The sequence below is a fragment of the Nocardia rhamnosiphila NBRC 108938 genome (assembly GCF_000720425.1).
Taxonomy (GTDB): Bacteria; Actinomycetota; Actinomycetes; order Mycobacteriales; family Mycobacteriaceae; genus Nocardia; species Nocardia rhamnosiphila.
Genome location: NZ_JOAJ01000007.1, coordinates 17,805 through 32,135, shown reverse-complemented (window position 1 = coordinate 32,135; position 14,331 = coordinate 17,805). Strand labels below are relative to the sequence as shown.

At 67.3% G+C, this 14,331-nt stretch carries 17 protein-coding genes; 9 read left to right on the top strand and 8 right to left on the bottom strand.

Annotated elements, in window-relative coordinates; all coding sequences use genetic code 11:
- Nucleotides 1-114 precede the first annotated feature (114 nt).
- From IG75_RS0122480 to IG75_RS0122470, 3 genes are all read right to left on the bottom strand, one after another.
- Complete coding sequence (locus tag IG75_RS0122480) at nt 115-696, bottom strand: DUF1707 SHOCT-like domain-containing protein (protein ID WP_030523616.1); 582 nt, start codon at nt 694-696, stop codon at nt 115-117.
- Between the two features lie 203 nt (nt 697-899).
- A complete protein-coding gene (locus tag IG75_RS0122475; RefSeq protein WP_030523617.1) occupies nt 900-1,265 on the bottom strand; it encodes a VOC family protein in 366 nt (121 codons plus the stop codon).
- Between the two features lie 29 nt (nt 1,266-1,294).
- Complete coding sequence (locus tag IG75_RS0122470; RefSeq protein WP_030523618.1) at nt 1,295-2,068, bottom strand: oxidoreductase; 774 nt, start codon at nt 2,066-2,068, stop codon at nt 1,295-1,297.
- A gap of 81 nt (nt 2,069-2,149) precedes the next feature.
- On the opposite strand from IG75_RS0122470, the gene IG75_RS0122465 reads away from it, so the two are divergent.
- Nucleotides 2,150-2,743, top strand: coding sequence for a TetR/AcrR family transcriptional regulator (locus IG75_RS0122465; RefSeq protein WP_030525920.1), 594 nt, complete (start codon nt 2,150-2,152; stop codon nt 2,741-2,743).
- Nucleotides 2,744-2,815: 72 nt separating this feature from the next.
- Here the strand turns inward: IG75_RS0122465 and IG75_RS0122460 are convergent, their stop codons facing one another.
- Nucleotides 2,816-3,760, bottom strand: a complete 945-nt coding sequence (locus IG75_RS0122460; RefSeq protein ID WP_030523620.1) for an AraC family transcriptional regulator — start codon at nt 3,758-3,760, stop codon at nt 2,816-2,818.
- A gap of 86 nt (nt 3,761-3,846) precedes the next feature.
- Between IG75_RS0122460 and IG75_RS0122455 the strand changes: the two genes are divergently transcribed.
- Both IG75_RS0122455 and IG75_RS0122450 read left to right on the top strand, forming a co-directional pair.
- On the top strand, nt 3,847-4,275 hold the full coding sequence (locus tag IG75_RS0122455; RefSeq protein ID WP_030523621.1) for a nitroreductase family deazaflavin-dependent oxidoreductase: 429 nt from the start codon (nt 3,847-3,849) through the stop codon (nt 4,273-4,275).
- Nucleotides 4,276-4,362: 87 nt separating this feature from the next.
- Entirely contained in the window at nt 4,363-4,905 is a 543-nt protein-coding gene (locus IG75_RS0122450) for an MOSC domain-containing protein (protein WP_210436839.1), read from the top strand.
- A gap of 91 nt (nt 4,906-4,996) precedes the next feature.
- Here IG75_RS0122450 and IG75_RS0122445 read toward each other — a convergent pair whose 3' ends face one another.
- Together IG75_RS0122445 and IG75_RS0122440 are read right to left on the bottom strand one after the other, a co-directional pair.
- Nucleotides 4,997-5,812: an AAC(3) family N-acetyltransferase gene (locus tag IG75_RS0122445; RefSeq protein ID WP_030523623.1), complete on the bottom strand. Its 816-nt coding sequence runs from the start codon at nt 5,810-5,812 to the stop codon at nt 4,997-4,999.
- Nucleotides 5,813-5,875: 63 nt separating this feature from the next.
- The gene (locus tag IG75_RS0122440) at nt 5,876-6,307 is read right to left on the bottom strand and encodes a pyridoxamine 5'-phosphate oxidase family protein (RefSeq protein ID WP_030523624.1); all 432 of its coding nucleotides are present in this window, start codon (nt 6,305-6,307) and stop codon (nt 5,876-5,878) included.
- A 247-nt stretch (nt 6,308-6,554) separates the two neighbouring features.
- Between IG75_RS0122440 and IG75_RS0122435 the strand changes: the two genes are divergently transcribed.
- Together IG75_RS0122435 and IG75_RS0122425 are read left to right on the top strand one after the other, a co-directional pair.
- Complete coding sequence (locus IG75_RS0122435; RefSeq protein WP_030523625.1) at nt 6,555-7,025, top strand: hypothetical protein; 471 nt, start codon at nt 6,555-6,557, stop codon at nt 7,023-7,025.
- Nucleotides 7,026-7,475: 450 nt separating this feature from the next.
- Complete coding sequence (locus IG75_RS0122425; protein WP_030523626.1) at nt 7,476-7,691, top strand: RDD family protein; 216 nt, start codon at nt 7,476-7,478, stop codon at nt 7,689-7,691.
- Nucleotides 7,692-7,841: 150 nt separating this feature from the next.
- On the opposite strand, the gene IG75_RS0122420 is transcribed toward IG75_RS0122425, so the two are convergent.
- Nucleotides 7,842-8,477 carry a DUF2461 domain-containing protein gene (locus IG75_RS0122420; RefSeq protein WP_030523627.1) on the bottom strand — a complete coding sequence of 212 codons (636 nt, stop codon included), beginning with the start codon at nt 8,475-8,477 and terminating at the stop codon, nt 7,842-7,844.
- Between the two features lie 233 nt (nt 8,478-8,710).
- On the opposite strand from IG75_RS0122420, the gene IG75_RS0122415 reads away from it, so the two are divergent.
- Nucleotides 8,711-9,316: a dihydrofolate reductase family protein gene (locus IG75_RS0122415; protein WP_030523628.1), complete on the top strand. Its 606-nt coding sequence runs from the start codon at nt 8,711-8,713 to the stop codon at nt 9,314-9,316.
- Nucleotides 9,317-9,380: 64 nt separating this feature from the next.
- The gene (locus IG75_RS0122410; protein WP_030523629.1) at nt 9,381-10,277 is read left to right on the top strand and encodes an aminoglycoside phosphotransferase family protein; all 897 of its coding nucleotides are present in this window, start codon (nt 9,381-9,383) and stop codon (nt 10,275-10,277) included.
- A 263-nt stretch (nt 10,278-10,540) separates the two neighbouring features.
- Here the strand turns inward: IG75_RS0122410 and IG75_RS39915 are convergent, their stop codons facing one another.
- The gene (locus IG75_RS39915; RefSeq protein ID WP_051714823.1) at nt 10,541-11,362 is read right to left on the bottom strand and encodes a CPBP family intramembrane glutamic endopeptidase; all 822 of its coding nucleotides are present in this window, start codon (nt 11,360-11,362) and stop codon (nt 10,541-10,543) included.
- Nucleotides 11,363-11,669: 307 nt separating this feature from the next.
- On the opposite strand from IG75_RS39915, the gene arfB reads away from it, so the two are divergent.
- Nucleotides 11,670-12,101 carry an alternative ribosome rescue aminoacyl-tRNA hydrolase ArfB gene (gene arfB, locus IG75_RS0122400; protein ID WP_030523631.1) on the top strand — a complete coding sequence of 144 codons (432 nt, stop codon included), beginning with the start codon at nt 11,670-11,672 and terminating at the stop codon, nt 12,099-12,101.
- 360 nt (nt 12,102-12,461) lie between these two features.
- A complete protein-coding gene (locus tag IG75_RS0122395; protein WP_081877091.1) occupies nt 12,462-13,940 on the top strand; it encodes a serine hydrolase domain-containing protein in 1,479 nt (492 codons plus the stop codon).
- The last annotated feature ends 391 nt before the right edge of the window (nt 13,941-14,331 follow it).

The window sequence follows — 14,331 nt, the reverse complement described above, 5'->3', positions numbered from 1 at the left end:
CGTATTTCCTTGGGCAGGGAAGGGGCTTCCCGGCGCTCGACCAGTTCGAAAGCGGGCGTCGCCCAGGCCGCGGCGAGGATATGGACGGCGGCACCGTACGGCCGCGCTGCCTGCTCAGCGGAACGGCCACCACCAGCGCCGACGGCGGGGGTGACGAACAGTGATTCCGGCGTGCTCGACGCGGCCGCCGATCCGGAGCCGGGGCATTCCGGGTACCGGTGGGACCACGTTGTTCTTGATGCGGCCCCACTCGGTGACCATATCGTCGAGGTCGATAAACCACCCCTGGGGCACGAGGAACTCGACGCCGCCGTGTTTCGAGTCCACCTCGACCAGAATTTCCCGGGACCGCAGTACGGCAGAGCGGAAGTCGAGCACCACCCTGCCGTGTTCGGAGTGCACGACGATCTGTGGTGGCACCAGCCAGGTGCCATGCCGTGCGAGTTTGCCGCCCTTCGATCGCAGTACCAGGCGGTCTTCCATACTGCCGTGGGCGACAGGTGACAGGTCGGCGGTGACCGCCTCCAGTTCAGGTCTGGTTCTGCTGGAGTACACGGCGGCGAGCCGCTCATCCAATTCGGAGAGGTCCAGCCGTCCGTCGGCGTGCGCCTGCTGGATGAGCGCGGCGGCGTTGTTGCGTTCGTTGTCGGTGGCGCGCACCGCCGGGAGACCCTCGGATGGTGGCTCGACCGTCATATTCGTGACGATAGCGCAGCGGTGAATGCGCCGGTTGCCGTTCCGGTGTGAGTGGTGCGGCGGCGTGCAGTTCGGATCCGCTCGCCACTCGGAGCCGGGCTGTCACCTGCTCGGCACCTGTGTACCGGGTGGCCGAGGCGATCGAACCGGTCCGGTACCACCGGCATCCGATGAAAGCGGACCTGCGAAGGCGAATGGAGCAGTCAGGTCGCGCGGAGGCAGAAGGGATGTCCGGCGGGACTGGCATAAACGCGGGAGCCCTGCCGGGTGTCGACGACAGCATCCGTCGGCCGCAGCCGGCGTCCGCCCGCGTCCAGCACCCGCCGGTCGGCGGCCCCGAGGTCGTCCGTGGCGAGGTCGAAGTGCATCTGCTGCGAGACTCCGTCGGGCCAGTGCGGTGGGCGGTGGCCGGGAGCGAGTTGGATCACGACCGTGGGGAATCGGTCGATCTGCAGAAAATGGTGCGTCGGGGTCTTGGTGATGGAGCCGCCGAGCAGCCGGTGCCAGAACGTGCTCTCGCGCTCCGGATCGGCGGCGTCGATGATCAGTGACGTCAGCCGGACGTCCATGGTGGATCCTCGATTCTTGTTCGGTGTGTTCAGACCGTGGGGATGATGCCGCCGTCGACCCGGAACTGTGCGCCGGTGAGCCATTTGGCCCGACCGGAGGCGAGGAAGGCGATCATGTCCGCGACATCGTCGGGCTCGCCGGGGTGTCCCAAGGGGATCCGTAAGTGGTCCACGATGTGTTTCTCGATGTCGTCGATACCGACGCCGTGGCTGTCTGCGAGCTGCTGGAGATGCGCGGACGCGCCCCGGGTGAGGATGAAGCCCGGCAGTACACACACCACGCGGACGCCGTGTCGTCCCACCGCCGTCGCCAACTCGCGGCTGTAGGCGTTGAGTGCCGCCTTCGCCGCGGCATACGACGACTCGGCCGGCTGGGGGAGGTGGGCGGCGACAGACGAGATGTGCACCACGACGCCGGAGCCACGCTCGACCATTCCGGGCACCAGGGCACGGTCGAGCCGGACCGCGCTGAGCAGGTTCATCTCCAGATCGGCGAGCCAGGACGCGTCGCTGCGCTCCAGGGTCGGCACCGGCCCGCTCGCGGCTCCCGCATTGTTCACCAGAACATCGACACCGCCGACGCTGTCCCGTACGCGCTGCCCGAGGTCGGCGACTCCCGCCTCCGAGCTCAGGTCGGCGCGGAGGAAGATCGCGGGCAGATCGGGCCGGGGTGGCGTTCGTGAGGCGGTCACCACCGTGGCTCCGGCGGCGGCGAAGCGGCGGGCCGTCGCTTCGCCCAGGCCTCGGCTACCGCCGGTAACCAGCACGCGCAGACCGGCGAGCCCTTCGTCCTCGAGTGTCATGTGCGTGCTCCTTCGATAAGGTGAACCCGACTCCGGAAACAGTACACCTAAGCGGAGCCAGGCTCACCTTATGGAGGACTCTTGCCGTCATCACGCCCGCTGCGCGCCGATGCCCGCCGCAACCGTGCCGCCCTGCTGGCCGCGGCGCGCGAGGCGTTGCTCGCCGACGGTGATGCCTACGTGGAGGACATCGCTCGCCGGGCCGGCGTCTCCATCGGCACCCTGTACCGCCATTTCGAGACGCGCGAAGCGCTCGTCGCGGAGGTGTACCGCCAAGAGGTGGCCGAACTCTGCGCGACCCCCGCCCGCCTGCTCGAGGTGCACGCGCCCGACGAGGCTCTGCGCACCTTCCTGTTGCTGCTCGTGGAACATGCGGCAGTGGGCCGAGGTATGGGTGAAGTGCTCGAGAGCATCATGGCCACCGATTCCCCGGTCTACGGCGACACCCGCGACGAGATGGCCCGCGCCCTCGACGAACTGCTCACCGCAGGCGCTGCCGCCGGTCTCCTGCGCGAAGGCGTCAGCGGGCGTATCGTCCTGCGTGCTCTCGGTGGTATCTGCGGGTTGCGTACCACCGGCTGGAAGGAGGACGCGGTACATATCGCAACCATCCTGTACGACGGATTACGTTACGGCACAACGGTTTCGCAGCGCACCGGGCCATCGAATACCTAGCCCGGTCGTCTCCCCTGGGATAGCGGGGCCGTCCTGCGCGGCGCGGCTGTCACCCGCAGGCGATCGGCGGCGTCATGCGGGGGTCAGAGCATGGTCGGTCGCCCGCGCCGCGCTACGGAACTGCCCCGGGGCCTGCGAGCGTTCCCGTCGAAACGCTCGACTGAACGCATAGACCGATGTGTATCCGACCGAGCGGGCGATGGCCTCGAGCGGGTCGTCGGTGTCCCGCAGCCGGATCGCGGCCAGATCCATCCGCCATCGCGTCAGGTATTCGGCCGGCGCGGTACCGGTGACGGCGCGGAATCGTCGCGTCAGTGTGCTGCGGGAGAGCGTCAGCTCCGCGGCGAGTGAGTCGATGGTCCACCCCCGGGCCGGCTCCTGATGGATTCTGGCGAGCGCGTCGCCGACCACCGGGTCGGCCAGTACGCCGAGCCAGGATTCGCGCGCCTCGGCCGGGCTTTTCACCAACCACACCCGTAGCAACTGCACCAACAGGATGTCGACCAAGCGGTTGAGTACGAATGCGGTCGCGATCTGCGGGTAGGCCAGCTCCCGCGACAGCAGCCGGACGGCGTCGTCGAGGCAGCTGCCGCCGTGGTCGGCCCTGATGTGCAGAACCCGCGGCAACGATGTCATCACCTGCGTCGACACCGTGCGGTCGTATTCGTAACTGGCGCCGAGGATATGCGTCTGCACCGCACCGTCGCCCAACCGCAACACACTGCCGTCCTCCATGGCCGCGTCGCCGCCGCACCCGCCGCACGGGGCCAGCGGCACGCCGGGAGCACTGCTCAACGCATGCTCCGCCCCGCTCGGCAACAGCACCACATCGCCGGGCATGAGCTGTTGTGCCTCCCGGCCGGGCAGGCACAACCATGCGGTGCCCGAGGTGACGGCATAGAACGCGGCGTCGCGACGCGCGTCCCAGGAGATGCCCCAGGTGCCGCCCGCCTCGATGCGCGCACCCGCGGTACCGCGGACACCGCCGACCGCCAGTACGTCGGCGAGAACATCCATATAGTCGATGATAGTGCGACAAACAGATATTTATCTGGCTGATTCAGATATCGATCAATTCAACCAGTACCGCATATGGTCGGACCATGGCAGACGCGGACGACATCATCGAGATGAACAGCCAGGTCATCACCGAATTCCGGGAGAAAGGTGGCACCGTCGGCGGCATGTTCGAAGGCTTTCCGCTGATCCTCGTGCATCACAAAGGCGCGAAATCGGGCGTCGAGCGCATCGCGCCGCTGGTTCCCTACGTGGAAGGTGACCGGATCTTCATCTTCGCGAGCCTGGGTGGCAGCCCGAAGCACCCGGCCTGGTACCACAACCTGGTGGCCAACCCGAACACCACCGTCGAGTTCGGCGCAGAGACGTTCTCGGTCGCCGCTCGGGTGCTGCCCAGGGCCGAGCGCGACGAGATCTACGCCAAGCAGGTCGCCGTGCAGCCCCAGTTCGGTGAGTACCAGCGCAAGACCGACCGCGTCATCCCCGTCGTCGAGTTGCAGCGGACCGGCCACTGACGCGGGTGGCCGAGGCTGCCTCGATGCACATGGCGGTATCGAATGTGTCCGGGCTGCGGACCAGTGACGCGAGTACAGTCGCGGCAAGTGAGAGCAATCGTGACGGCCGTCGGCCGCAGTCGGGAGCACACCTTCACCAAACCCACCGTCGCGAGCATCGATCTTGTCGCCGGGCACGGGGTGGAGGGTGATGCCCATCAGGGCGTCACCGTCAAACATCGGTCCCGGGTAGCGCGCGATCCGAGCGCACCGAACCTGCGACAGGTCCACCTCATCCACTCCGAACTGTTCGACGACCTCCGGGCGGCCGGATTCGACGTGCGGCCGGGAGAACTCGGCGAGAACGTCACCACGCGTGGTGTGGATCTGCTCGGTCTGCCCACCGGCACGCTCCTGCGGCTCGGTGCCGAAGCGGTGGTCGAGGTGACAGGTCTGCGTAACCCGTGCGTCCAGATCGACCGCTTCCGGCGGGGTGTGCTCGAGCGCGTGGTCGGGCGCGACGAGCAGGGGGCGGTGATCCGCAGAGCCGGGATCATGTCGATCGTCCTGACCGGGGGCCGGGTCCTGCCCGGCGACGACATCATCGTCGAACCGCCCACCGGACTACACAGGCCACTTCAACCGGTCTAGGAACGCGCCCTTGTTGTGGGCCGGGACGTAGTGCTCCCGGCGGCATCGCTCCCGCTCGAATAAGTGAACTGCAGACCAAGCCTCCACGGGATCAACTGATCCTGCTGCGTAGGGCGCCGGTGGCGTAGTCGATCAAGGGTCGCTGTTCCAGCAATCGCGCGACCGATGAACCGAGCCGTCCGGTCCTGGTGTCGGCCGGTTGTGCTGCCGCGAACTCGTCGAGCACGTCGACGAAATGGGTGTCGTCGTAATCCAGGTCCGAGAATCGCGCCCACTGCCGTTGCCCGTCGCGGACGAGCGGAGCGCCTTGGGTTATCACGGTCCCCGTACCGGCGCGAACCTCCGCGAGGTGCAGGCTCGTGCAGTTGTTCGTGCCGATCAACAACACCCGTGCGTGGCGGTCGTACAGGCGTGCCAGCGGCGATCCCTCGCCGAGCGACATGCTCAACTCGTGGCCGCCGACGATCGCCGCCGCATCGGCGCCCCATGCGGCGAACGAGACGTGGGGGTGGTGACTCCGCTGCACCTCCGGCCAGGTGCGAAATGTCTCGGCAACCGCGCCCATCCACTCGCTGGGAGTCCGCACGGGATCGAAGGCCGGCAAACTGGCCCGCACCTCCGGCACCCATTCCGGGGGTACCGGAGGGTTCTGCCATCTCGCGGGATCGGTCAGGCCCGGCGTATGTGTCGGGACAACGAGCGTGCCCGACGGGGTGAGTGTGTCCTGCAGTGCCTGGATGACGGCGACGGCGCCACCGGACACCCACCCCAGCGACTTCAAGCTCGCGTGTACCAGGACGAGGTCGCCGCTCCGCAGCCCGAGCGTTCGCAGATCCTCCGCAAGGGAGGTCCGCGTGTGAGGGCGGGTTTGGCCGGGCGGCGCCTGTGGTGGCCGCGATGCTGACATGGGGCGCTCCTCAACTCGGTCGCGAGATGGAATATCCGGCCCGGCGTGAGCTGACAGTACTGGTCAGAAGTCGCTCGAGTAGTCCTGGCTGATCCAGCGGTCGGGGCGAATCGTGAACAGGACGGATTGGGCGCCGTCCATCTTATCGGCGAACTCGCGTCCGCCTTCGGGACCGAGATAGCGGACGGCGATGGCTTCCCGCGCCGCATGAGGGGATGGGGTCTCGGCACCGACGACGGTGCCCTCGACGATGACGTACTGATACGGCAGCTCTTCGCGCTGGACGACCAAGGTCACCACACCGGCTTCCTGGATGAGCCTGGCTTTGCGCCGGTTCGCGCCGGTATTGACCCTGATATCACCGCCCGGGACGTAGTCGTACCAGATCGGGACCGAGGCAGGCGGCCGTCCATCGGCCGCCGCGACGGACAGCACGGCTATGTGCTTGCCCGCGAGAAACTCCTGGCGTTCGGCTTCGGTGAAGGGTTTCGGCATACAGCATGTAACCGGCCGGTCGGTGGCTCTCTTCCCACGGGCAGCGCATGACGCTGGGAACGGATGGGCGGCTTACACACCGCGGGATATGCCGAAGAATTCAATATGTTCGGAACTTCGTCGGTCCAACACTACGAGGGGGTCGTACCCACCAATGGCGCTATCGATTTTCCGGACCCACCGGACAGCAGGACGGGGGACCGCACCGATCCGACTCGATGACAGCGGGCCGCCGAGGGCGCTCCCGGTGGTACTGCGCGGCATCCTCGCCTGCATTCTCCTGCTGGTCGCGCTGACAGGGCCGGGATGCGCCGAGTCCGTCGATCGTGCAACGGAAGCAGATACCGAAACCGGGACCGGCCCGGAGCTCATCCGTGAGGCGACCGAATACGGTGGGTGGACTCTTCCGGCCGGCGGGAAGGTCCTTCTGGTGAAGAAGGAAGCCGGACGCGAGCCCCGGTTCCGGCTGGCCGTCGAGATGACGCCGCCCGATCTGGTGTGGATGCTGGAGAACTCCGGCTATACCACCCCGCTCGGGCCCGGGCACGCATTGTCCATTTCCACGATCGCCGGACCTGATCCGAACTCATCGCCGAAGCTGCTCTACGCCCGCGACAACATCACGTCCCCGTCGGGGAGCCTTGTTTTCCGCAAGGTCATGGTCGACGAGCGTGACACGCAGACCCGAATCGTCCATCTGGAGTTCCTGAACATCTGAACGAACAGGAACCCGCCGCAGGCCGGGGTAGTACGGTTTCGGCGTCGGCGATGTCCGTGACCGATGTCCGCCTGCCCCGGAGTTGGTCCGGAGGTGTTCCGAATCGAGGCAACCGTGCCGTCCGCGGACGGCACCGCGATCGCCGTGGTGGAGTTCTCGACCGCGGACGCCGAAGCTGGGCCGTAATACCGCCGGATGGTCCTCGAGATGGCGATGTCGGTGACCTTCCCGCAACCGCTTTCGGACAGTAGGAGTTCCAGTCTTGCGCTCTGACGAAACGAACACTCCGCCAAATCACCGCGGCAACGCCAGAGCGGAACGCCCACCAGTAGGACTGAGCAAGACCGAGCCGAACCCCATGCGGCACAAGATCCGTGCCGGCGGCAAATCCGGCGCCCGACCCGTGGGCGTGGCGGTGTGGTACAGCTTCGACCATTCCCCGGAGCCACCGTGGAATCCGATCATGTCGGGCATTCTCGCCCTGTCGCCGTCTCGTTCATCCACCGCACATTCATCCAGAGACTGATCCGGACCACGCTCGGCAAACTCGTTTTCGGGCTCCGGCTGCGGCGCGAGGACGGCAGCTATCCAACGCTGGGGCAGCTGATCAAGCAGTGGTTCATCGGTATCTTCGGCGCGCTGGAGATTCTCACCGTCTCGAGCTGACCGCAACCTGCCGGTACGCGTTACGTCTCTGATCCGGTGATCCAGCGCGCTCGGTGTGCGGCGTGGCTGTCATGGTGAGCCGTACCGGGGCTCCGGCGGTCGGCCGGTGCCCGAGAACCGGGGTGACTGCTGTGCGGCCCGGCTGCGGACTCAGTTGCCGACGACGGCCCCGAGCCACCCCACGATAGGCCGCAGAGTCTCCCACGACGTGCGGACCTCCGTGGCGGCGCGCGGTGTTTTCAGCCAGCCCGGGGTGCCGAACTCCCGGCTGACCACGAGCGATTTGTGCCGCAGCAGGTCGATGCGCGGGTGGTCGAGTGGATAGCCCTTGGGGCGCGTCTTCAGCTTGCTGCCACCGAGGACGTAGCCCTCCTGGACGAGCTTGTCCAGAATCTTCTCGAACTCGGCGCCGCGCACGTCGTCGTCCAGGGTGGCGCGCAGGCGGGACAGCTGTTCCGGCGAGGCCGAGTAGAGGCCACCGGCGACGAACAACCCGGGTGCGCCGATCTGGACGTACCAGCCGACCCCCGGCGCGGTGTGCGCGACGGCGCCCTGATGGGTCTTGTACGGTGATTTGTCCCTGGAGAACCGTACGTCGCGGTAAGGACGGAAGATCTTGACCGGGCCGAAGTCCGGCTCGAGATCGGAGCTCAGCGCGGTCATCGGCCGTTTCACGGCGTCCTCGTAGATGTGCTTGTTGGCGGTCCAGAACGTCTTCGAGTTATCGGCCTCGAGATCCTCGTAGAAGTCCGGCCCCGCGATCGGGAATCCCGCGAACTCGCTCATACCGTCGAATCTATCGCCCGCCGTACGAGCGGGACGACGGGGAGTCGACCGGTCAATTCTCGGGTGCGTCGTGAATCTTCATGCCCGCCGCGTCCGCGGGAGGCATGTCCTCGGCGCGGGTCTCGGGTGAGTCGTGCTCCGGCTCCTCGGCGACTGTTACCCCACAGCGCGGCCGATGAGTTTGTGGCTCCCGGCCGGTCGAAGCTCGTGACACCCTAGGAAAGGACACCGCCATGTCGGAGCTTCTCGTCGACTTCATCACCTCGCTCGACGGCTACGCATCGGGTGTGGGATGGCCCGGGTTCTGGGGCCTCGAGGGTCCGGAGTATCTCGCGTGGCTCGGCGAGCAGCCCGAGGTCACCTACCTGATGGGAGCGAACACCTACCGTCTGATGTCGGGCTTCGCCGCCGGCGAGGTCCCGGAGGGCCAAGAGGAGTTCAGGCCCGAAGAAGAGGCGTCGGTCGATGAGCTCACGCAAGCGTCCAAGGTGGTGTTCTCCTCTTCGCTCGAGGGGCCGTTGACATGGGCCAACTCCACGCTGGTTCGCGACGACGCCGTCGAGGCGGTCCGTGCCATGAAGTCGGGTGGCTCGGGGCTCCTCAGCACGATCGGCAGCCTCGGCCTGAGCCGGTCTTTGCTACGAGCCGGACTCGTCGACCGCTTCCGGGTGGTGATGTTCCCGGTGATCACCGGGGCGACGGGCGAGGAACGCATCTACGACGGCTATCCGGACGTCGCTCTCGAGATGATCGAGCACCGCACCTTCGACGGCCGCATCCAGTTGGTCGAGTACAAGCCCCGCGTGCTCGAGCACCCGCCGCTCGGCGCCCCCGCGTGACGACTCCTGTCCGCCGGTCCGGCCCACACTCACCGTGCATGCTGCCTCGGTACAGTGACTTCGTATGACCGGCACCGAGCTGGAGATCACCGCAGACCTGGTCCGCGACCTGCTGCGGGAGCAGCATCCCGACCTCGCGGGCCTGACCATCCGCGAGGTGGCGGGTGGCTGGGGCAACCAGATGTGGCGTCTCGGGGACGAGTTGGCCGTACGTATGCAGCGCATGGACCCCACCCCGGACGTGCAGCTGAAGGAGCGGCGGTGGCTACCCGCGCTGGGCCCGCACCTGCCGCTGCCGGTGCCGACCCCGGTGCGATTCGGTGAACCGTCCGAGCGTTTCCCCAAGCACTGGACCGTGATGACGTGGGTTCCCGGCGAGCCGCTCGACCACGCCACGATCAGCCGCGGCGCCCATGCGGCCGATACGCTGGCAGCTTTCCTCCGGGCGCTGCACGTTCCCGCACCCGCCGAGGCGCCGATCGCTACCGATCGCGGCGCCCATCCCAGGGACTGCACAGATGGCTTCGAAGCCTTCTGCCGAGCCGTCGCCCCTGCCGACCTCGCCGCCGACGTCCGGGCGGTCTGGGACGATGCCGTCGCCGCCGGCGTGTGGGAGGGCCCGCCGGTGTGGGTGCACGGCGACCTCCATCCCGCGAACGTCGTCGTCTCGGACGGAACGCTCTCGGGCATTGTCGACTTCGGTGACCTGTTCGCCGGTGACCCGGCGTGGGACCTCGCCGCCGCCTGGGTCCTGCTGCCCGCGGATATGGCCGCACGGTTCTTCGACAGCTACGCGCTTGCGGACGAGGCGGCGATCCGGCGGGCCCGCGGACTGGCGGCCATGAAGAGTTTGTTCCTGATGCTCATGGGGCAGAACGGAGATCGGGGCCTTCCGGGCGGAAAACCGCACTGGGGACCTGTAGGCCGAGCGGCACTCGAGCGTGTTCTGAAGGGCGTGTGACACACGACGTTGTTATTCCCGCTTTCATCCTGAAGCAGGAATAGAGGGCCACCAAATCCCACTTTCGTTGTGCTTCGCATGTCTCTCGAGAGCGACGAGTGCCTCGCCCAGGTCGTTCCCGGACGTTTCACCTACGGGAGTCCGATCGAAATGCGGGGCTTGCCGGGCTGCCGGAAAAGCGTGTTCCTCGAGCGTCGACATCCGGAAATCGCCACCGTATCCGCGCAGCTATGCCCGCTCCGGGAGGTCCGGAGGTGCACTGGTCAGCGCAGGGTGACGAGAATCGCCCTGCGGAGGAGCCACACCGCCGGGACCAGGCAGCACAGCAGCGCGAAGAGGCTCGCTTCCGGACCGAACGTCCCACCGGTGAGTACCTCCGGACCGGAAAGGACGGTGCGCAGCAGGCCGGGTTCGCCGTCGGCGCCGGATATCGCAGTGCCGAACACACCGGACTCGGTGAAATTCCAGGCGAAATGCAGGCCGATCGGTAGCCACAGCGCCCGCGTGGCGGTGTAGGCAATGGCCAGCAGCGCGCCGCCTTCGACCGCGATGGCCAGGGCGCCCCATAGCGTGGCGTTGCTGTTGACCGAGTGCGTCAGACCGAAGATCAGTGACGAGACCGCGATCGCGACGATGCTGCCGGTCCGTTCCTCCAGGATGCGGTGCACCACGCCACGGAACAGCAGTTCCTCGGTGACCGCCACCGAGGCCATCGAGCCGGCCACGCCCAGGCAGGCCCCGAACGACCCACCGGTGATGTCGGCGTCGGTGAACAGTGCTGCGAGCAGCATGGTCGCGAGGAATGCCCCGGCGCCGATGAGTACACCGTGCCCCAGCCCGCGCCACTGCCCCGCGGCGGCCAGTTCGGTGACCGCCGGCCGGTTCTCGACACGGCGGGAAAGCCACGTGTAGGCGAAGATCGCTCCGGCGGCCGCGCCGAACCCGAGGGAGAAACGCAGCACAGGCACACCCGAAACGAGCGCGTCCAGCCCCCGGGCGGCGATCAGCAACACGACCGTTCCGACGAGCAGAACCGGCACCCGGAACCGCTGTATCGGCGGTTTCCGCTCGGTGGGGATCGCCATCGAAAGTCCTCTCGCCGCTGTGCAGTACGGCGAGACTACGAACGAGCCGAGCCGCGTCGCATCACCCCACGGGAGACTTCCCGGTAGTACTCGAGGGGGACACCGTACTGTCCGCTCGCTCTTCGGTCAGGCCCCGAGGCGAGGCTTCGCGAGGCGTGCGAGTCCGGCGTCGGCGACATCGATGAGAACGCGACGACCGCGTGCTGCCTGTTACCCGTACCCAAGGTCGTCACTATCGTGAACGAGAGAGTCACCATTCAGCCACTCGGGACAGTGGCCTCGCGAATCGGAAAGACGGCATCGGATCATGGCAGAAGACCTGACCGTGACTCGGACGCTGGTGATACCCGCCGCCGAGTTACGCGAGCGGTTCTCCCGCTCGTCCGGCCCGGGCGGGCAGCACGTCAACACCACCGACAGCCGGGTCGAGCTGTCGTTCGACCTCGCCAACTCGCCCTCCGTGCCGGCGTCGCTGCGCACCCGGATGCTCGACCGCCTGGCGACCCGCCTGGTCGACGGGGTGCTCACGATCGCCGCTTCGGAGCACCGCGCCCAGCTGCAGAACCGCGCAGCCGCCCGCGAACGCCTGGCCGCGTTACTGCGCGACGCCGCGGCCCCTCCGCCGCCCGTTCGCCGCGCCACCAAGCCCTCGCGTGGCGCGAAGGAACGTCGCATCGCCGCGAAGAAACGGCGCGGCATCACCAAGCGAAACCGCCGTGCCTTTCCCGACGACCAGTAATACTTTGTCAGGTCGGTGTGTACGTCGTCCTGTATGCGAATCGGGTGACCGGCTGCGACGGTCTCATCAGCGTAGGCAGCGGCTCTGTCACTGACGCACGCTCCTCGGCGATGCCCGAATCCGGGAACCCGAACCTCTGAGACTCATCTCGCCTGGATTATCGAACCGCGGGTCGTTGAACGCACCCGTAAGGATCGGGTTCGGGTCGAGGTCGGCGAACTCTGCCGGCGAACAGCGCGGCCGCAGGGAAATGTCGCGGTGGCTCGGCCCGCCGTCGGGTCGCAGCCCGCGGTCGACGCCGGTTTCGTCCCGAGTCCGGGCTTGACCTTGCCCCTGGGGCAAGGTTCGAGGGTGGTGGTCATGAACGAGAAAACGAAGACAGTGTCCGACACAGTTACTTGGGACGACAAGGGCGCCTGGACGGCGAAAGGTGTCTGGGGGAGGGCTGATTCACAGGGCGGCGGCTTCTCCGTCGATCGCTGGCAGAAACGCCTGGACGATTTACGCGCGGCGCATCATGTGCCCGGCGCGCAGCTGGCGGTGCTGGTCGACGGTGAGGTCTACGAGCTGGCCAGCGGTGTGCTGCACCGCGGTACCGGGGTCGAGGTCACCACCGACTCGGTGTTCTTGTCCGGCTCGATCGCCAAGGTCTACACCGCGACTCTGATTCTGCAGCTGGTGGGCGAGGGCCTGCTGGATCTGGACGCCCGAGTGGTCGACGTGCTGCCCGAGTTCGGAACACCGGACGCGGAGGCGACGCGGGTCATCACCGTGCGTCAGCTGCTCAGCCATACCGGCGGCCTGACCAACGATTTCAACCGCGACACCGGGCGCGGTGACGACTGCCTCGAGAAGTTCGTCGCCGCGGCGCGCGAGGTGGCGCTGGACTGCCCGCCCGGCAATGCCCTGTCCTACGCGGGCGTCGGCTACGTCGTGCTTGCCCGCATCGTCGAGGTCTTGCGCGGCATGACATGGGATCAGGCGATCCGCGATCACCTGGCCACCCCGCTCGGTCTCGAGCGCCTGATGACGCTGCCCGAGGAAGCGCTGAGTTTTCGTGTCGCCATGTCGCATCTCGGGGAGCCGGGCGCCTACCCGGATCCGGCGCCGGCATGGGATCTCATGCCGCGGTCGGTGGGCCCGGCCGGGCGTGTGATCACGTCCGCGGGCGATATGGTCCGGTTCGCGAAGATGCACCTCGACGGCGGTGTCGCGGCGGACGGCACTCGCGTGCTCGCCGCCGACGCGGTGAACGCTATGCAGCACCACGAGATCGACACGCCCGACAAGTGGAGCGTCTTCTCCGATGCCTGGGGGCTGGGCTGGACGCTCTACGACTGGGACGGAATTCGCGGCTACGGCCATGACGGTGCGGCCGTCGGCCAGTATGCGTATCTGCGTGTGGTCCCCGAGGCCGGGGTTGTGGTCGCGCTGATGACCAACGGCGGCAGCGCCCGCCAGCTCTACGGCGACGTGTACCGGGAACTGCTCGCCGAGCTCGCCGGTGTGCAGATGCCCGAGCCGTTCGCGCCGGCGGATCCGCCCATCGAGGTGGACATCACACCGTTTCTGGGCACCTACCAGCGAGAAGGCGTCGTCATCACGGTCAGCCGCGGCGACGACGGAAACGCCCATATGCGTTACGCATTCGTCGACGATATGGCGGAGCTGTCCCCGCCGCTGGAGATGGACCTGCTCCCGTACTCCGAGAACATCTTCGCCGCCTCCGGCGCGGGGCCCTCCTTCGCCGAAGGCTACATGCCCATCGTCTTCGCCACCCTCAACGACGGCACCGAATGCTGCTACGCCGGCATGCGCGCTGCCCCGAGGGTCGCCTGACCCATTCTCGTCGCCGTGGTCGTTGGCAGCGACATCCAGGTAGGTCGCGGCCGACTCCCGCGAACGTCTGGCCTCGTTACCGCGTGATGCCGCCTGCCGCCCCGCCGCCCGTTCGCCGCGTCACCAAGCCCTCGCGCGGCGCGAAGGCACGTCGCATCTCCGCGAAGAAGCGGCGGCATCACCAAACGAAACCACCGTGCCTTTCCCGGAGACCAGTAGTGCTTTGCCAGGTCGATAACGATCGACTCATCGGTATACCCGTGCACCCGTGCTGCCGGGAAACCACATCCGTCTCCGAGAGAGAGTATGTGCGCGCGATAGCCCACCGCAGCCATCGCGGATCGGCGGGGATCAGGGTGCGGTCGAACCGGCTTCTACCTGCGCCGGAGGG